Annotated in this window: 8 protein-coding genes and 4 pseudogenes; 3 read left to right on the top strand and 9 right to left on the bottom strand. The window is 39.9% G+C overall.

Annotated elements, in window-relative coordinates; translation table 11 throughout:
- Positions 1 to 212 precede the first annotated feature (212 nt).
- The 3 pseudogenes from glnA to gltB all read right to left on the bottom strand — a co-directional run bounded on the left by glnA (position 213) and on the right by gltB (position 7710).
- Positions 213 to 1549 (bottom strand): annotated as a pseudogene (glnA, locus tag JCM12304_RS06875) (type I glutamate--ammonia ligase).
- Between the two features lie 33 nt (positions 1550 to 1582).
- Positions 1583 to 3078 (bottom strand): annotated as a pseudogene (locus JCM12304_RS06870) (glutamate synthase subunit beta).
- A gap of 79 nt (positions 3079 to 3157) precedes the next feature.
- Positions 3158 to 7710, bottom strand: a pseudogene (gene gltB / locus JCM12304_RS06865) (glutamate synthase large subunit).
- A gap of 124 nt (positions 7711 to 7834) precedes the next feature.
- Between gltB and gltC the strand changes: the two are divergent.
- Both gltC and asnB read left to right on the top strand, forming a co-directional pair.
- A complete protein-coding gene (gene gltC / locus JCM12304_RS06860; protein WP_060679287.1) occupies positions 7835 to 8737 on the top strand; it encodes a glutamate biosynthesis transcriptional regulator GltC in 903 nt (300 codons plus the stop codon).
- 130 nt (positions 8738 to 8867) lie between these two features.
- On the top strand, positions 8868 to 10712 hold the full coding sequence (asnB, locus tag JCM12304_RS06855; RefSeq protein WP_060679285.1) for an asparagine synthase (glutamine-hydrolyzing): 1845 nt from the start codon (positions 8868 to 8870) through the stop codon (positions 10710 to 10712).
- A gap of 273 nt (positions 10713 to 10985) precedes the next feature.
- Here the strand turns inward: asnB and JCM12304_RS06850 are convergent, their stop codons facing one another.
- The 5 genes and pseudogenes from JCM12304_RS06850 to JCM12304_RS19970 all read right to left on the bottom strand — a co-directional run bounded on the left by JCM12304_RS06850 (position 10986) and on the right by JCM12304_RS19970 (position 16730).
- A complete protein-coding gene (locus JCM12304_RS06850; protein ID WP_060679283.1) occupies positions 10986 to 12368 on the bottom strand; it encodes an FAD-dependent oxidoreductase in 1383 nt (460 codons plus the stop codon).
- A gap of 167 nt (positions 12369 to 12535) precedes the next feature.
- The gene (locus tag JCM12304_RS06845) at positions 12536 to 12805 is read right to left on the bottom strand and encodes a lipase chaperone (RefSeq protein ID WP_060679281.1); all 270 of its coding nucleotides are present in this window, start codon (positions 12803 to 12805) and stop codon (positions 12536 to 12538) included.
- A 383-nt stretch (positions 12806 to 13188) separates the two neighbouring features.
- Positions 13189 to 13639 (bottom strand): annotated as a pseudogene (locus tag JCM12304_RS06840) (SMI1/KNR4 family protein).
- Complete coding sequence (locus JCM12304_RS19005) at positions 13639 to 15660, bottom strand: T7SS effector LXG polymorphic toxin (RefSeq protein WP_082387998.1); 2022 nt, start codon at positions 15658 to 15660, stop codon at positions 13639 to 13641. The pseudogene JCM12304_RS06840 and the gene JCM12304_RS19005 overlap by 1 nt, the downstream one beginning before the upstream one ends.
- A gap of 929 nt (positions 15661 to 16589) precedes the next feature.
- Complete coding sequence (locus tag JCM12304_RS19970) at positions 16590 to 16730, bottom strand: hypothetical protein (RefSeq protein ID WP_256200778.1); 141 nt, start codon at positions 16728 to 16730, stop codon at positions 16590 to 16592.
- Positions 16731 to 16977: 247 nt separating this feature from the next.
- On the opposite strand from JCM12304_RS19970, the gene JCM12304_RS06830 reads away from it, so the two are divergent.
- Positions 16978 to 17334: a DoxX family protein gene (locus tag JCM12304_RS06830; protein ID WP_060679279.1), complete on the top strand. Its 357-nt coding sequence runs from the start codon at positions 16978 to 16980 to the stop codon at positions 17332 to 17334.
- A 115-nt stretch (positions 17335 to 17449) separates the two neighbouring features.
- On the opposite strand, the gene JCM12304_RS06825 is transcribed toward JCM12304_RS06830, so the two are convergent.
- A complete protein-coding gene (locus tag JCM12304_RS06825) occupies positions 17450 to 19336 on the bottom strand; it encodes a discoidin domain-containing protein (RefSeq protein WP_440130097.1) in 1887 nt (628 codons plus the stop codon).
- Between the last annotated feature and the right edge of the window lie 160 nt (positions 19337 to 19496).

Below are 19496 nucleotides of genomic sequence, written 5' to 3'. Positions count from 1 at the left end.
TCACATTTCCCTTTATTTACACTTAATTAATTCAGTTATTATTGATGACATCCTAATTGTCACACACAATAGGAGAGAGACTATTCAGCTTCCAAAATTGCAACTTTTCCACAAAGAAAAGGCGCTCTACGAAAGCGACCTTCTCAAAAAATTATGTTATATCAAAATGTGAGTCTCCTCCGTACTCCTCCATGTTTATATATAATACAAAACTAATAATTAGACAGATACTGTTCCCGTTCCCATGGATGAACAGTTGTACGGAACATATCCCATTCGATCTGCTTGGCTTCCACAAAATGTTCCAGTAGATGCTCACCAAGTGCTTGCTTAATAATTTCATCCTGCTCCAGCTCTTCTAATGCATGCATTAAGGTTGCTGGCAAATCGCGGATGCCATTTTTAATTCGTTCTGATTTGTTCATTGTATAGATATTTTGATCCACAGCCGTTGGAGGTGTCAGCTTGTTTTCTACGCCATCAAGTCCACTTGCAAGCAACACCGCCAAGGCCATATATGGATTGGCCGAGGGATCAGGACTTCGTACTTCAATACGTGTGCTTAATCCCCTCGAAGATGGAATACGAATGAGGGGACTTCTGTTCGAACCGGACCATGCAACATAGCATGGTGCTTCATACCCAGGGACAAGCCTTTTATATGAGTTGATTGTGGGATTTGTTACTGCCGTGAAATGAATTGCATGCTTTATGATACCAGCTGTAAACTGGTAGGCCACTTCACTCAATTGCATGTCACCATGTGAATCAAAGAATGCGTTTTTGCCCTCTTGAAATAAGGACATATTCACATGCATGCCCGAGCCGTTCACACCAAATAAAGGTTTTGGCATAAATGTAGCATGCAAATTATGCTTGCGGGCTATCGTTTTTACTACCAGCTTAAATGTTTGAATATCATCCGCGTGTTTTAGCGCATCTGCGTATTTAAAATCTATCTCATGCTGTCCAGGAGCGACCTCATGATGGGAAGCTCAATTTCAAACCCCATCTCCTCCAATTCAAGAACGATTTCTCTACGACAGTTCTCCCCCAAATCTGTTGGGGCAAGATCGAAATAGCCGCCCTTATCGTTCAGATCCAAGGTTGGTTCACCATTCTCATTTAATTTAAACAGGAAAAACTCCGGCTCTGTTCCAATATTAAATGCAGAAAAACCCATTGCTTCCATTTTCTTAAGGTTTCTTTTCAAATTATAGCGTGGGCACCCCTCAAATGGTGTTCCATCCGGATTGTAGATATCACAAATAAAGCGTGCTACCTTCCCTTTGTCTGATGTCCATGGAAAAACCACAAATGTATCTAAATCAGGATATAAAAGCATATCAGATTCTTCAATTCGTACAAAGCCTTCAATCGAGGATCCATCAAACATCATTTTATTGTCCAACGCTTTTTCCAGTTGATTTAATGGAATTTCCACATTTTTAATGGTTCCAAGCATATCGGTAAATTGCAGGCGGATGAACCGCACATTTTCCTCATCCATTTTTTTGCGTATTTGTTCCTTCGATAATGTTACACCCATATTTTTGCCTCCTAAGAATTCTAATTTTCTTTGCTATCCTTTCAAATACGATGGCAGTACAGAATTTCCCATTAAATAGGAATCTACTTTATGAGCAACTTCACGCCCTTCATTAATCGCCCAGACAATTAAACTTTGTCCACGCCGCGCGTCGCCAGCTGCAAAAACATTCCCTTTGTTTGTAGTAAAATCCCCATACGTCGCCTTCACCTTATGATGGTTTGTATCAATGCCGTACTGTTGTAATAACCCAAGCTCAGTTCCTTCAAATCCAATAGCAATAAACACAAGCTGCGCCGGCCAAACCTTCTCCGTACCAGGGATTACTTGGAAGGAGATACTTCCATCTTTTTCTTTTATTTTCTTCATTTGGACAGTATGCACTTCCTTCAGCTGTCCATCCTTATCTGAAACGAATCGTTTTGTTTGAATCGAATAGTTCCTAGGATCCTGACCGAATGTAGCTGTAGCTTCATGGTGGGCATAATCCACTGTGAATACATTCGGATATGCTGGCCACATATTATTTGGAGTTCTGTCTGTCGGAAGCCTCGGATGCTTGCCAAATTGAACAACACTCTTACATCCTTGGCGAAGTGCTGTCGCTATGCAATCCGCACCGGTATCTCCTCCGCCGATAACAATGACATCCTTCCCTTTTACATCAATCCATTCCAGGTCTTCTTCCTCAGCCCCTATGAGGCTTTTCGTAGATAAAGTCAAATAATCCATCGCAAAGTGAATCCCTTTTGCTTCCCTCCCCTCCACCTTAAGATCCCGCTGCTTCAGGCTCCTGTACAAAGGATGACAGCATCATACATTTCATTTAATTCATCGGCATGAATGTCTATACCGACTTCCGTGTTTAAAATAAACTGGATGCCTTCCTCCTCCAAAAGCCTAACCCTACGCTCCACGACTTCTTTTTCCAGTTTCATATTTGGGATTCCGTACATTAGTAAACCGCCGGCTCGATCCTGCCGCTCATAAACAGTCACCATATGACCAGCTTGATTCAACTGATCTGCACTGGCCAATCCGGCAGGGCCTGAACCAATAATCGCAACAGATTTGCCTGTTCGATTCCGTGGCATTCTTGATGCTATCCATCCGTTTTCAAATCCTTTATCAATAATCGTACGCTCAATACTCTTTATCGTCACAGCTGGATCAGCAATAGCAAGGGTACAAGATCCTTCACAAGGTGCCGGGCATACCCTGCCAGTGAATTCAGGAAAGTTATTTGTTTTCAACAACCGTTCCAGTGCTTCCTCCCATTTTTCCAAATACACAAGGTGATTCCATTCCGGGATGAGGTTATAAATCGGGCAACCAGTTGTTGCCCCATCGAGCACTTCTCCAATTTGACAAAAAGGGGTCCCGCAATCCATACACCGCGCTCCCTGCCTTTTAAGCGTTTCATCTGAAAAGGGCGCCTTATATTCTCTCCAGTCACTGATCCGATGTCGAGCCTCTCGCTCCTCCACTTCCTCTCTTGCATAATCCATAAACCCTGTTAATTTCCCCATAGTACCGCTCCTTTCATAAGTTCCGATCTTTTCACACCGGACGTATGAACCCATCGACGCTATACCATTCTAAACCTTCTTATAATGGAACAACGGTAGACGTTTTTAAATTCTGATTACCAACTGCATTCTTCTTTTTTAATTCAAACGCATGCAACGCTGCTTCTCTATCACTCATCCCAGCATTCTTATATGTTTGTATTTGTTCCTGCATATGCCGGAAATCTCTCGGTATCACTTTCACTAATTTCTGCATGGATCCATTCCAATGAGACAGAACGAAACGGGCTTTTTGACTAGCAGTGTAGTGATAATGATTTTGAATTAATCGTTTTACTTCTTCCAACTCCATTGGGTCTGACACTGTCTCAATGGCAACCATCTCTTTATTACATAACACATCAAATTTCTCCGGATCCTCTGTAAGAATATAAGCAATACCACCAGACATACCTGCAGCAAAGTTTTTTCCTACATCTCCCAGTATGACAACACGACCTCCTGTCATATATTCACAGCCATGATCACCTATTCCTTCAACCACTGCATTTGCACCACTATTACGAACTGCAAACCGTTCACCAGCATATCCGTTAATATAAGCCTCTCCAGTTGTTGCTCCATAAAGAGCAACATTGCCGATAATGATATTGCCTGATTCAGCAGACTTTGCTTCCGGTGGGGAAGAAATAATTATTTTTCCGCCAGAAAGTCCTTTTCCAACATAATCATTGGCGTCTCCTGTCAAACGGAGAGTCATGCCTTTAGGTACATAGGCACCAAAGCTTTGACCTGCTGAACCGTTGAACCGTAATGTGATCGCATCTTCAACCATCCCTTCTTCCCCATAGCGCTTCGTAATCTCACTGCCTGTAATAGTTCCAACGGCACGATGTGTATTTTTAATGTTATAGGTGATATCCACTTTTTCATTTTGTTCAATGATTGACAGAACCATCGGTAATATAGCACTTTCATCCAGAGAGCGCTGAAGCTGATGATCCTGCTTGGTTTGGCAGGTTCTTCCCCCATCCACACGGTAAATTAATGTAGACAAGTCCAGGTCCTTTGCTTTCCAATGCACTTTAGCCCGTTCACTGATCGTCAATATATCTGTCCGGCCAATCATTTCTTCTATCGTCCGAAATCCTAGCATCGCCATTATTTCCCTGACTTCCTGTGCAATATAATGCATGAAGTTGACAACATGATCCGCATTTCCCATAAATTTTTCCCTCAACTCGGGATTCTGGGTAGCAATTCCAACGGGGCAAGTGTCTTTATGACATACCCGCATCATGACACATCCAAGGACAACAAGTGGTGCTGTTGCAAACCCAAATTCTTCAGCACCAAGCAATGCAGCCATCACCACATCTTTTCCGGTCATTAACTTGCCATCGGTTTCCAAAACCACTCGTTCGCGCAAGTTATTTAACATTAGCGTTTGATGGGTTTCAGCAAGACCCAGTTCCCATGGAAGTCCGGTATGCTTAATGCTCGTTCTCGGTGAAGCGCCTGTACCTCCGTCATAGCCACTTACGGAAATAACATCCGCTTTTCCTTTAGCAACACCTGCCGCAATCGTACCAATACCTGATTTAGCAACGAGTTTCACACTGATACGTGCCTCCCGATTGGCATTTTTTAAATCATAAATTAATTGCGCCAGGTCCTCAATCGAGTAAATATCATGATGTGGTGGTGGTGAAATGAGACCAACACCCGGGGTTGATCCACGCACATCAGCTACCCATGGATACACCTTATTCCCGGGCAGCTGTCCTCCTTCTCCAGGTTTTGCCCCCTGGGCCATCTTTATCTGGAGTTCATCTGCATGAATCAAATAGTGACTTTTTACACCAAATCGTCCGGATGCAATCTGTTTAATGGCACTCCTCCGTAAATCTCCATTTGCATCAGGGGCATAACGCTTCGGATCTTCTCCACCTTCACCGCTGTTGCTTTTTCCTCCAATTCGATTCATAGCAATCGCTAATGTTTCATGTGCTTCTTTACTTAACGAACCAAAAGACATTGCCCCCGTTTTAAATCGTTTAACAATAGAGCTAACTGGTTCGACTTCTTCTACAGGAATGGATTCCCTGTCCTTAAAATCAAGTAAATTCCGCAAAAAATTCAGTCGCTCTTCATTGGCTGCGTGGGAGTATTGTTTAAAGAGTTCATAATCACCTCGCGGCACGCCCATTGAAGTGTATGGATGGTTTTCGGATTAAACGCATGATGCTCTCCCATCTTTCTCCATTGAAAATCACTCCCCGCATCCAACGAAGTGTCCAAATTATTTTCATAAGCTAGTTTATGACGCATCAAAGCTTCTTTAGCGATTGTATCCAGTCCAATACCACCAAGCTGAGAAGCTGTACCTGTAAAATAATGATCAATAACTGTTTTACTAATGCCGATCGCTTCGAACGTTTGCGCTCCCCGATAACTTTGAATTGTGGAAATACCCATTTTGGACATTACTTTGACAATGCCTTCTGTAATACTATTTATATAAACATTGATCACGTGTTTATAACTCAGTTGCAGATGGTTCTCTTCAATTGCTTTATTTAATGTTGCATATGCGAGGTAAGGATTAATCGCATCCGCACCATAACCGATAAGTGCTGCAAAATGATGTACTTCTCTGGCTTCTCCTGTTTCAGCAATAATACTTACCTTCATCCGATTACCCTGGCGAACGAGATACTGATGCAGTGCACTTACCGCGAGAAGAACAGGAATCGCTGCATTATTTTCATCCATGTTCCGATCGGAGAGGATGAGGATATGCACACTCTCTGCAATTAGCTTTTCCGCTTTCTCGAACAGCTGCTCCAAGGCAAGCTCCAAATCCTCATGGAATAATATATCAATGGTACGGGACTCAAAACCTTCATAGTGGTTCAACTGTAATAAACGGAATTGACGATTGGATAATACAGGTGTAGTAAGCTTCAATCTGCGGCAAATTTTTTCATCATTTTGGAGAATGTTTCCAACTGGACCAAGCATTGTTATGGTTGAAGTGACCACTTGCTCGCGATAAGCATCAATGGGAGGGTTGGTAACTTGAGCAAATAATTGTTTAAAATAAGCAAATAAGGATTGAGGGTGATCGGATAAAACCGCTAATGGAACATCATTTCCCATCGCCCCAATGGGATCTTTTTCTTCTGTTACTAATGGGATTAAATACTTGTGAACATCTTCGTACGTATAACCAAATGCCTTCTGTCTTTTCACCAAATTATTTAATGGGTTCCTTTCGAATTGCTCCACCTTGTTCGGTAGCATCACCTGCTGTTTATCCAGCCATGCTTCGTACGGCTTTGCATCTATTAATTCTTCTTTTATCTCTTCATCTGAAATAATTCGCCCATCTTCCATATCGAGTAGCAGCATTTTCCCCGGACTTAGTCGGTCTTTGTAAAGAACTTGATCCTCCTTCACTTCAATAACGCCCACTTCCGAGGAATAGATCAAATAGTCATCCTTTGTAACATAATATCGTGCGGGTCTGAGCCCATTCCGATCTAATACAGCACCAATCTGCTTTCCATCGGTAAAGGCAATAGACGTCGGGCCGTCCCATGGTTCCATCAGAGAGCTATGGTATTCATAAAAAGCCCTTTTATCATCTGACATATCCGGGTGGTTCTCCCACGGTTCCGGTATAAGCATCATAGCTACATGTGACGGCTTCCGACCTGCGAGAATTAAGAATTCCAGTGCATTATCCAACATGGCAGAGTCACTTCCATCTGTATCCAGAACAGGAAGTACTTTCTCTAAATCTTCACCAAACGCTTCGGATACAAATTGTTTCTCACGTGCCCGCATCCAATTCATATTTCCCTGTAATGTATTAATTTCTCCATTATGCATTAAATACCGATTTGGCTGTGCCCTTTCCCAGCTTGGAAATGTATTGGTACTAAAGCGGGAATGAACGAGCGCAAAGGCAGATTCAAAATCCGGATCCTGCAAATCTGTGTAAAAGGAATTCAGTTGTTCAGGCTGTAACAAGCCTTTATAAACAATTGTCTTGCTTGAGAGGCTGGAAAAATAAATATGCCCACCCTGCTCAACTACCAATTTCTCAATCTGCTTACGGATCACATATAATTTCCGTTCAAAATCCATATTATCCTTATGAGCAACATCTGCTCCAATAAATAGTTGGCGAATAGTTGGACAGCTTTTTTGTGCTTCGATTCCAATATCTTTAACATGGACAGGCACTGTTCTCCAGCCTAGTACCTCCTGACCTTCCTGCCTGATAAGTGAGTTAATTTCATTTTCCCATTCCTCATGATCCATATCATTAGAGAAAAAAATCATCCCAACACCATAACGTCCTGGCTCGGGCAAATTCATTTCAGGACATTCCTTACGAAAATAGATATCAGGGATCTGCACTAGTAATCCCGCTCCATCTCCTAAAGTTTCATCAGCACTTCCACCCCGATGATTAAGTTGGCAAAGCAAATGAAGGCCTTTTGTTACGATGTCATGATTCGGCACACCATGAATATGTGCGTACAAGCCAATGCCACATGCATCATGTTCGAAGGTTGGATTATACAAACCCTGTGCTTTCGGTATCTGATTATAATGCACTATATATCCCTCCATTTTTTGTTAAATCTTTATATTGGTAATTATAAATTTCCAAATCGTTCGAAACAATATATAATTTAGATAGAATTAATACGTTTTTGATATAGATAAGGAGGAATGGCATATGGAATTGCGCCAATTACGTTATTTTATGGAAGTGGCGGAACGGGAACATGTTTCGGAGGCGGCTGTCCATTTACATGTTGCACAGTCGGCGATAAGCAGACAAATTACCAACTTGGAAAAAGAACTTGGTGTGAATTTGTTCGAACGGGAAGGCAGAAATATTAAATTAAGCCAGATTGGGAAAACATTTTATACACATACAAAGCTTGCTATGCAGGCCATTGAACATGCTAAAAAACAAATTGATGACTTTCTGGACCCTGAGCGTGGGATCATCAAGATTGGCTTCCCAACAAGCTTGTCCACACATCTCGTGCCAAGTGTTATTTCTGCTTTTAAGGAGGCACACCCGAATATCAAGTTTCATCTACGCCAGGGTTCCTATCATTTTCTAACTGATTCCGTAAAAAAAGGAGAGATGGGTGTAGCATTCCTTGGACCCCTGCCAAAGAGTGAACCGGAAATAGCTTCCCATATTTTATTTACTGAAAGCATCCTGGCATTACTTCCTATAAATCACCCGTTAGCAGAAAGAGATAGCCTTTACCTTAGCGACTTAAAAAAAGATGACTTTGTTAGTTTTCCTAATGGGTACATCCTGAAAAAAATGATGTTGGACACGTGCAAGCAAGCAGGTTTTACACCAACTGTTTCTGCAGAGGGAGAAGACCTTGATGCAATTAAGGGTCTCGTCTCCGCTGGCATTGGAGTCACCCTTTTACCAGAGAGCACCTTTCACGAATCCACCCCAAGAATGACCGTTAAGATTCCTCTGGAAATCCCGGAGGTTCGCCGCACAGTTGGAATCATTAAACCAAAAGAAAGAACACTTGCGCCATCAGAAGAGTTGTTTTACAGGTTCGTGAAACAATTTTATTCAAGACTGCAGGGGTTCCAATAAGCAATAGCCCATAGTGACCTTCAACATAAATAACAAGATGCCGCCATACCTTTTTAATTGTGGCAAAATCCCATCTTGCTGCATATGATAACTTCCATTAATTACTACAATGCGAAGGAGATGATATATTTTGTGCGGAATCACTGGCATCGTTCATTGGAAAAAGGATGTTCGGAAGGAAAAGCAAACAGTTCAAAGAATGGCAGATACGTTGACTTCAAGGGGACCGGATGATTCACAAGTATGGGCATGTAAAAACGCTGCCTTTGGGCATAAACGACTTGCCGTTGTCGACCTTGAAGGCGGGAAGCAGCCAATGCACAAGGAAAAGGATACCATTACTTATACACTTGTATACAATGGAGAATTATATAACACAGAGGAATTAAGAAAAGAATTATCAGGCAAAGGCCATGCTTTTACAACTTCATCCGACACAGAGGTTCTACTCGCTTCCTATCTCGAGTGGAAAGAAGATTGTGTCAACTACTTAAATGGGATCTATGCTTTTGGGGTCTGGGATCCGGATAGAAAACAACTCTTCATGGCTAGAGATCGACTTGGTGTTAAACCATTATTTTACTCAGAAAACGATGAAAGCTTTATTTTCGGTTCAGAATTAAAAGCCATTTTAGCCCATGATGCTGTTACTGCTGAGGTCGATGTTACTGGCCTTGCAGAGATATTCGGTTTAGGACCATCAAGAACACCGGGCCACGGAATCTTCAAAGGGTTGAAGGAACTTCGCCCTGGTCATGCATTAACCTTTTCCACAAATGGGTTAGATGTCTGGCGATACTGGAATGTGAAAAGTCATGCACACACGGACACCGTAGAAGAAACAGCAGAAAAAGTTAGACGTTTATTTGTCAATGCTGTTGAACGTCAGTTAGTTGCAGATGTTCCAATATCCACTTTCTTATCTGGTGGATTAGACTCAAGCGCAATCACCGCAATTGCGGCAAATTATTTTGCAGCAAACGACAAAGGCACATTATCAACTTTTTCGGTGGATTTCGAAGGTAGCGACAAATATTTTCAAAAGAGTAAATTCCAGCCCTCTAGTGATCATGCTTGGATCGAAAAAGTTGTTGACCAATTTTCTACCAACCAACATCATGTTGTAATATCCGGAACGGAACTGGCAAATGCATTAAAGAAATCTGTGGAGCTCCGAGATCAACCTGGGATGGCAGATATTGATTCATCCTTATTATTGCTCTGCCGGAAAATCAAAGAACATACAACCGTTAGTTTGTCAGGAGAATGTGCAGACGAAATTTTTGGAGGCTATCCTTGGTTTCACAACTTAAGCGATCAAGAAGCGACTTTCCCATGGATGAAATCATTAGATTCGAGGATCGATTTACTACACCCGGAATGGCAAAAGAAGCTAAATCTCAAATCCTATGTCCTGGATCGTTATCAAGAAACCATTCAGGAGACACCACGTTTAGCTGGGGAAAGCGAAGAAGACGCCCAGCGAAGAGAATTGTTCTACTTAAACATGCATTGGTTTATGGCACAATTATTAGATCGCAAGGATCGAATGAGTATGGGTGCCAGCCTGGAGGTTAGAGTTCCATTCGCAGACCATAAATTGGTGGAATATGTTTGGAATATCCCATGGGAAATAAAGAACTTGCATGGCAGAGAGAAAGGAATTCTTCGTAAAGCATTGGAAGGACTTTTGCCTGACGATGTTTTATATCGAAAGAAAAGTCCTTATCCGAAAACCTTCCACCCTGAATATACCCGTCAGGTTGTCCAGTGGATGAAAGAAATACTCGCAGACCCCAACTCCAGATTATTTGAGTTTATCAAACGGGAGCGAGTTGAAGCTCTCGTTGAAAGCGAAGGAAAAGAATTCACAGAACCCTGGTATGGACAGCTCATGACTGGCCCACAGCTCATTGCTCATTTATGCCAAATTGATTACTGGCTAAGAGTTTATAATGTCAAAGTTAGTGAATAGGAAGAAATAGGCAAGCAGGAATGAGCTACGTTACAGAAACCAGCATGTACGTATATGTTGGAATATTAACTTCAATGACTAAGTGCAAGGTTTGGTGATTTCTTAGTTCGCATAGTTTTCTTTAACGTATGCATTATCCTCTATCCCATGAAAAAACGGACAGTACGACACTGTCCGCTTTTCATGCTAAGTTATCTATCTTTCATGTCTTGAAAGTTACGATGAGTCTCCCACTCGCTAGTACGGGTGTTTCTACATCAATAGCCCATTTTTCTAAACCAACACAGCATGCTCTTTACTCAATTCCTCAGCTGCTTTCGCGTTTTCCTTTGCCATTGCTTCCAATGCTACCTGATTCAAATAGTTCACAGGCTTGTTGAAATGTGGCTGGAAGAAGAAATCAGTTAAAGCCAGTTGTTCAATGGTCATATTGTTAGCAATACAAACACTAATTGTATTAATCGCCTGTGTGAAATCAGTGTCAGATATCACCTGGGCACCAACAATACGGTATGTGTCTGTTTCATACACTAGCTTCAATTGGATCAACGCATTTTCCGGCATAAATTCCGGACGAGACGTATCTTCAATATATGCACTATCTACAGACAGACCTGACATCTCTGCAGCACGCTCTGTTAATCCTGTTGAAGCAATGTTATGGTTATAAATTTTCAATCCGGAAGTACCTTGTGTTCCAGGATGTGCTAATACAGGTTTCACCAGATTATGCGCCACAAGTGTGCCCATTCTGACAGCGTTCGTTGCAAGCGGAATATAAGCCGGCTGTTTGGTTGCATTGTAATTCACCGCACAACAGTCCCCAGCTGCATAAACATCCGCTACACTTGTCTGCATATATTCGTTCACAACAATGGCACCATCACCTAACATATCAACCTGGCCGTTGAAGAGCTGTGTATTCGGTCTAAATCCAATACACATAACCACTAAATCAGCTTTATACTCGCCTTGATCGGTAATCACTTTTTCCACGACATCTGTTCCTGCAAACTCAGATACTGTCTGACCAAGTGCTAACGTAATGCCACGTTGTTCGAAGGATTTTTCAACAGGAGCTGTAAAACCTTCATCTAAATATCTGTTGAGAATTCTTTCTTCACTATCAATTAATGTTACATTTTTACCATTTTGCTCAAATGCTTCAACCAGCTCAACCCCTATATATCCTGCTCCCACAACAACAACATTCTCCACAGATGCAGAACGCGCAATGATCTCATTGGCATGTGCAAAGTTTTTACATAACAATACATTCTCCAAATTTGAGCCAGGAATTGGTGGTGTTACTGGCCAAGAACCTGAAGTAATAATTAACTTATCATAATCCACAGCTGTGATCTCATTTGTTTTCATATCTTTTGCCACTAACTGCTTTTTGTTTACATCACAGGAAGTCACCTCATGATTCATATGCATACGCACACCCTGCTTTTCAAATTGTTCTACAGAAGCATAGAACAGTCCATTTGCATCATTCACTACACCACCTACATAAAGTGCAATCCCACAGGACAAGAAAGAAACATTATCATTTTTTTCAAAAACATCAATTTCCGCCTGAGGATAAAGCTTCAATATATTATTAATCGCTGCAGTTCCAGCGTGAGTACATCCAATTACCGCTACTTTCATTCTAAATCATCCTCCATTATTTTAATTGATCACTATTTCACATAATAAGATATAGTAAATAGCACTAATCTTATATATCTATAATAACACTTTGATTTTAAAAATCAATTATTTGTGATGTTTATCACATAAAGCCGTAAATAAGAGTTAACTAAAATTCAAACTTCTTACACTAATACATTGAGCATTTTTTCAGCTATATGTATTTCTCCTAATAGCGGATTTTGATAGTCACTATAACTATCCATATATGCTCTTACACCTCCAGTTATATTTATTTCATTTATGTTCATTTCATTCTCTAATATTTCTAATGCGTTCTTATATCTTATATATATAGTTTGTAAAATGCCATCATCTAATTCGTTACCATATTCCTTTTCAATTTTATTTATAACTATTTTTATTTGTTCAAGTAATTGCTTACGATTATCCATTGTTTTCTCCTATCTATTTGGAAGCTCATTTGTCTCCTTCATCTATAATTATGATCAAACCAACCATACTTCACGTAAACTGTTGTTCAGCCCTCCCAATATTTAATACTGTATCCTTAGGTACTCTAATTACTACCCATATTCTCTAGTATTTTTCCATTCAAGAAGTAATGCTAAGTCTATTTTTGTTTTAATTTTTTCTCATAGTGTAGTAAAAGTTTTATTCGCACTCGCGTCAACACTTAAAAAAATTAAGGTGGAGACAGTACAGATGATTAAATGTGAAATTTGCACTTTATTTGTATCGAAAAAAAAACACTTGTTTGCCTCATAAGACAAGCAAGTGCTTTATTGTTAGCTATATAAATTAATCGATTACTATATCAAAAATCTTCTTCCCAAGCTTCTTTTGCAATCCTGTAGCCTTTGATATAAAAACTCATAAAAATTTTCTGCGGTATTGTAGTCATCCAGCCCTGTTTGTTTATCCCAAGCTATTACCGGGCATTCATTACTCGCCATTTTGCTTGTATCTAAACAATAAGCATATTCATCTATATCCTCAATAACTACTAAATTATCATTAATTCCCAAATTTCTATAACTTTCTGTTTCAATAATAACAGTAGCAATATTAGATTTTGCTATCCCTAAAATATCTACTCCAAATAAACCACCAGATCCATAATTACTTAAAAACCACTTATAACTTTCCGGCAATTTTAAATTTAGAGTATCCTGAACTAAATTAATCTGCTTTTCATCTACTCCTCCTGTAAAATCATCTGGTTCTTTATTTTCATTAATAAGATTAATTAGCTTTTTTTTATTCATTAAAAATCCCCCTTATAATTTTCGCCAATATCTATTTGTTTAGCCCTCCATCTCCAATACTTCGTTCTAAAATTTTCATATTGTTTTTTTAAAACGGGATCATTTCTAAAACTCCCGCCATTTTCCACTAAACCGTGCAATATTCTATCATATTCCTTATGCATACTACTCGGGAGTTCCACCATGGATCCAGGTTCTCTTTGAATTAAATGATGAAGTTCTATTTTAGTACCATCTTTCCAAATTGGTGGTTTTCCACTTTTCATTAATTGATAGTTATTTTTGCCAGTCTTTGGATCAACTCTTTCGTAATCTATGTCTTTCCTTTGATAAACCCTTCTGCTAGTGTTTCTAACTTTTCCATTAACTTTAGTATTTCCATTATACTCTACTGACTTATAATTTTTATATTCCCTAAGATTACCATTCCCATCCCCACGCTTACTAAACACATAATGCTGCCCGCCCGTACTATCTTGAACTACCCGCAGTTCAGGCAAATGTGCTTTAAACCAGTTAAGCTTCCCTGTGAGGGTTTGGATGGTTGGGATAGTCATTTTTCCTGCGTCCGGTTTCGCTTTAGGAGTAGCATCTGGAGTCTTCGTTGCTCCTTCCACCTTATTTACCGTTGCTTTCGTTCCACTGCCAGCTCTTCCTGCAGGTACTCTTGCGCCAACCACCATTCCCGCAAGACCGATACTATTAAGCCAATGCTCTTTTGAAAAGTTTTCCTCAGGATTGATTGCTCCCTGAATCATATCTCCTGCGCCAAAGGAAAAGGCATTGAACAAATCATACGTCGAATCGAACATCTTATCAGCTCGGTGCATGTATCCTTCATACATGCCCTTTCCCGTATCAAAAGCGCCAAACGTAATGTAATTACCGAAATCATACCAGGAATCTGTCATCTTGTCTGCACGTTGGCCGGCAGCATCCCAAACGTCTTGGCCAATTTCCCCAAAGGTGTCCATTGTTTTCATAAAGGCGTTTTGCTCCCGACTCTCCGGTATCTCCTCCACAAACTGATACTGCACTTCTCCGGCGGTGTCGGTATACTTCCGTAAAATTCGGCCATTAGCCAAGGTCAGGTAGGTGCCCTGCCATTCCGATTTGTAATCGGAAACGGCTACTTCCTTCACAACCTGATCTTTTACTGTCGTAAATTCAGCTGCTGTAATGTGGCTGCCTGTCGCTGCAAGCACTGCTTTCATTGCTCGGACACTGTAATCCATTGTCCGCATAGAGAACTTTTCCTGGATATAGGCAATGGCAACATCACCAAGGGAACCAAAACGGGAAAGGACTTTCTTCCCGCCCCATTCCAGGAAAACATCCAAGGAAAACGTATTTTGTTTCGCCTTTTCCTTTACCGCTCCCACCAGCTCCTGATGAAAATCATACGTACTTAGCTGCTTCACCTCATAATCTGCAACACTCAAATCCCCATTTTGAAACAACCCGGAAATTTTCTCTACATAGGTTTTCATCGTCTGGAGATCGTTGTCCATCTTTTCTAGCTTGCCCGTACTTTCCTCGTCGAGGGCATACAGATTTTCCAGAGTATGATCCACTTGATTACGAGACTGCTTGATCCGTTGCCGAAAATCTTCTTCCTGGATCTCCGGGAGGACCACAATATCCTTGACTTCATCGATGAGCGCATTGGCTTCATCTGTTAAAGATAGTGTAACACTTTCCGCCATTGTAAGTCCCTGCTCCACATTCTCCTGTAAAAATTGCTCATGAATGACGCCCTTTTTATTCGATTCAAACGCTTGCACCGAGGACTTGATTTGACCGATCGTTTTTGTAAAATCAGTCAGCATTCCTTCCATCAGCAACAGAAATGGTATATGAGCTTCCTCATAAAAAGACTTGATCGCTTGGGCGCCTTTTCCCTGAAAAGAATCTTCTAAATTTATTAATGCTTGCATACGCTGCTCTAATTCTTTGACTTGAGGTCCGAAGTCATTAACCTCTTTTACCGTCTGATCCAATCCATTATGTAATTGCTCCACGTTGAGAACTTTTATATGCTTCCCCTCCCAACTATTTCCTTATATTTCCTATACCAATAGTATAAGGCAAGAAAGCAAGGGAGAGAATTGCTTTCGTAACAAACAAATCCTTTTGCCTAGAAAATGAACGCTTATCTTTTAAAATTCAGGACTTTTGTATGATACGAACGATAGCAGCAGCTTCTTCTCTTTTCTTTTATTTTAGTTTTATTTATGTTTAATTAATGGGCTCACTTTGTGGCTCATCTTGTGGTTCATTTTGCAGTTCACAATTACTCTCCATTCCCTCTAGATACGTTTATAATTGAACCATAGGGTAGGCTGCAGAATGGTTACGATCACTTGAAACTATATTGATAAATTCGTTTCGCGCCTACATAAATAACACTGTCTTGACCTGGAGCCTGGAAGCACGCAGCAAAAGACTTTCGCCATAGCAGTCCAAAGTAAACCAAAGTGACCATGCATGAACTGAAATGGGCTCCAAATCAATTCTTTCAGGAAATTCATGGCTGTTTAAAATAATCCATCCTTCTACCTTCTAAAGAAATGCTTTTATATCTAATATCGTAGGAAAATAAAGAATGGGGGCATAAATAGTGGGTATTTTTTTTAAAAAAGTAGAAACGATAATCGTGGCTAGTGAGAAGGTGTAAAAATGTGCCTAATAGAGGGCCAAAAGAGTACCTAAAAGTGTTCTAAAAAGTGGGCCATACTTAAACAGAAACAGAAACAAAAAGAAGACGTAGACATAAGGTGCTGAATGAATTCTTTTAAGTGAACAAAGGATTTTAAACCGTCCATGCCCCTTTCTTCATGTTTGAGACGATTATAGTGGTGAGGTATTAAAAAGCAGAGCCACATCAGAATCTGATCATCAATGATTGCTTACATAAGTTCAACGTTAAAAAAAGCTTCTGGTAGGAATGTTATTGATTGAGGAATTTACGTAGTTTCTTCTCGTGTTGCACAGTTTTACTGGAGAGAAAGTCCACTGTTTCTTGTGTCTCTATTAGTTCTGCTCTTGTGCTATTGAATTTAGTTTCAAGACGTTCAAAACGTTCATCCATTCGTTCCTCAAGTTCAGTAATTTTCCCTGTTATTTCCCCCTGAATATTTTTTTAAAGCATGATGAATCTCATTTAATTCATGTTTTTGCACGTTATTCACCTCCTATTAAAACCATTATATGCAATTCTATTTTATTATTAAAGAAATAGTATTTTCTAGAATTCGGCAAGTATCAGGCCCCCTCAAGCACACCCATATTCTACACATGTTACAATAAACACGAGCAACAAGTCAGGAGGATACCACATGAAAAAAATTGCACTATATTTATTTGCCGCCCTCTTCATCCTTGCAGGAATTGGACATTTTTTACTAGATTCCTTCTTCATAGCTGCTATGCCAGAATGGGTTTCCTTCCGCACAGCCATTGTCTATGTATCAGGTGTAGTAGAAATTTTACTCGCAATCACTCTATTAAACCCGTTCACGAGGAAACCTGCCGGGGTTTTCATTGCCATATTTCTAGTACTCGTATTCCCTGTAAACATTTATATGGCATTCACACCAGAAAAATTTAGTGTCTCTGAGTATGCTCTATGGCTACGTTTGCCGTTACAATTTGTGTTGATTTGGTGGGTATGGAAGGTCAGGGATGTGGGATAAAGAATGGTTCTAAAGGGGTGAAGGTGCGGCATCACTTATTGAAAAACATAAAAGCTCTGCAAAGAATTTTCTTTACAGAGCTTTAATCATATTTAACAATGTCATTTCTTCAATACTATCTCTTTATCTCATTCTTTAAATCTTCAATTAAACTTAAATACCCTTCAGCGAACACTTCATCTACTTTTTTACCGGATTGTGCTCGAACTTGATTGCCAAGTGCTTTCAATCTATTTATCACTTCTACCTTATTATCACTAACTTGTTGAATCTTGGTTGCCTTATTTAGCAAACTATTAAAGATCCCATGGTTAGTAATATGACCTTTTTCATAAGCTATTTCCAGTTCATCATCTAAGTTATCTATTCCTGAATTGATAAATGCCTCTCTCTCTTTTAAATCCGAGGCTTTAGACTCTATTTCATCTTGTATACGAAGTATCTCCTCTACTGCTGGAGTATCTTTGGCCAAAATTTCTTTGCCTTCCTTCATTGCTGTATTAAAATCTTCCCATGATTTTAAGGTGTAATCTTCTTGTTTAAGTTTGCCATACTCGAAAATGATATCTTTCAACCCGGTTACATCTCCTGACAACTTGTCCGTTTCATAGGTAACGGTAAAACGATCTGAATTGTTTACTCCTTCTTTCACTAACTCAATGTAAATTTCACCATTCTTTTCCTCCAGTGGTATACGCTCTTGCACGATAACCCCGTTTCTAGCAGGAGCAGATAATAAATCAGGGAATAGTTGATCTTCACTTGTATACACTTCAGCACGGACACCGTCTGGTAGATTCTTCAATGTTAAGACCCCATATTTATTAGCATAAGAAGGTTGATTACCTTTTAATGAACGCTTTAGAGATATATCTTCTTTTTGCGGTACCTCTATTTTTTCACCAGTTTCAGCACCATATGGCACACTTCTTTTAACACTCTCCAAATAGTTCTTATTTTTTACTGTATAATAAATTCTCCCTCTGTCGGTCCCAAAGTCTAATTCTGTAAATTTTACTAATCCACTTTCCGGAGCAACCTTACTAGCTAATACTTCTTTAGAATCTATATCACTGTAGAGGTTAACTTTATCACCCTCCGTAACTTCACTTACAAGAACAACATCATCAGCATCTTTGTTATTTTTCGCCTTTACAAACTGCATGTTAATCGGTTCTGTCCGTGGATTGAATTTTTCTTTATACGCTTCAAATTCATATACCCTAGTTGCTTTCCATTGCGACCGATCAGAATTTGTGACATATAACTGAATATATCTAGCCTTGATCGGTTCCGATAAATTTCTATCTGTGACATCAAGTCTATTATCTGTCACTGAATCGGCATTAAGAAACTCCATTTTACTTACCCGTTCTTTACTTTCGGAGGTATCACCATTCAATAACGGTAACCCATCATCCTTTGCATATCTCAGTTTAAAATCTACCGTGTTCATCAAGGGGCTCTCTCCGGCTCCAGGAGCGTTTGCGTGGTGGACAACCCAACGGCTAATTTCCTTCTCTTCTCCCAAATCAATGGTGGCAGTGTGTGGATCTGTTTTACTTGATGTTCCTTTTGTAGCCCATTTACTTAATGTAATAACTCCATCATTAATTTTATTGACCGGACCATCGTTTTCCACATCTACATTTGAAACCACTGGTTGGTTTAAAGCAACATTTCCCCTGTTTTTTCTATCGACGAATTCAGCTGTATTGGTCGGAATGGTCCAGTCAAATTGAAGTTCTTTTACAGGTCCCTTTACACCTGTTTCAGAGATTGGTGTAATTTCAAAATCAAAATTATCTTCCTTTCCATCTTTTTCAAATGGAGGAATATAAAAAGCATTATTAGGAGTTGCTCCAATAAACTTTTTGGTTCCATCTTCCATTACCCGATGAATAGTATATAATGTAGCATTTCGGGTGCGTTCCCAGTAAATACGGGCTTCTGCATGTGCATAATCTTCGAACATGATTTCGTCAAATGTTGCTTTTCTTATTTCTGAAGGTGCTATAGAATTATCCGTGATTGCCAGCCTACCAATATTTACGGATAAGTTATCTATATCTTTTTCTGTATCAAACTTTAATGAGATAGCTTTCTAATAACCTTCCCCTTATACTTTTCGAAAGATCAATTTTCCGAACTTTGTTTCCCAT

It is taken from the genome of Virgibacillus halodenitrificans JCM 12304 (assembly GCF_001310895.1).
Classification (GTDB): domain Bacteria; phylum Bacillota; class Bacilli; order Bacillales; family Amphibacillaceae; genus Virgibacillus_Q; species Virgibacillus_Q halodenitrificans.
The sequence above is the reverse complement of the archived record's forward strand: the minus strand, read 5'-3'. Positions and strand labels throughout refer to the sequence as shown.

What these genes read in the sequence shown, in the direction of transcription:
- gltC (WP_060679287.1), top strand. Translation starts at nt 7,835, where the DNA reads ATGGAATTGCGCCAATTACGTTATTTTATGGAAGTGGCGGAACGGGAA.
- JCM12304_RS06850 (WP_060679283.1), bottom strand. Translation starts at nt 12,368, where the DNA reads ATGAAAGTAGCGGTAATTGGATGTACTCACGCTGGAACTGCAGCGATT.
- JCM12304_RS06845 (WP_060679281.1), bottom strand. Translation starts at nt 12,805, where the DNA reads ATGGATAATCGTAAGCAATTACTTGAACAAATAAAAATAGTTATAAAT.
- JCM12304_RS19970 (WP_256200778.1), bottom strand. Translation starts at nt 16,730, where the DNA reads ATGGATGAACGTTTTGAACGTCTTGAAACTAAATTCAATAGCACAAGA.
- JCM12304_RS06830 (WP_060679279.1), top strand. Translation starts at nt 16,978, where the DNA reads ATGAAAAAAATTGCACTATATTTATTTGCCGCCCTCTTCATCCTTGCA.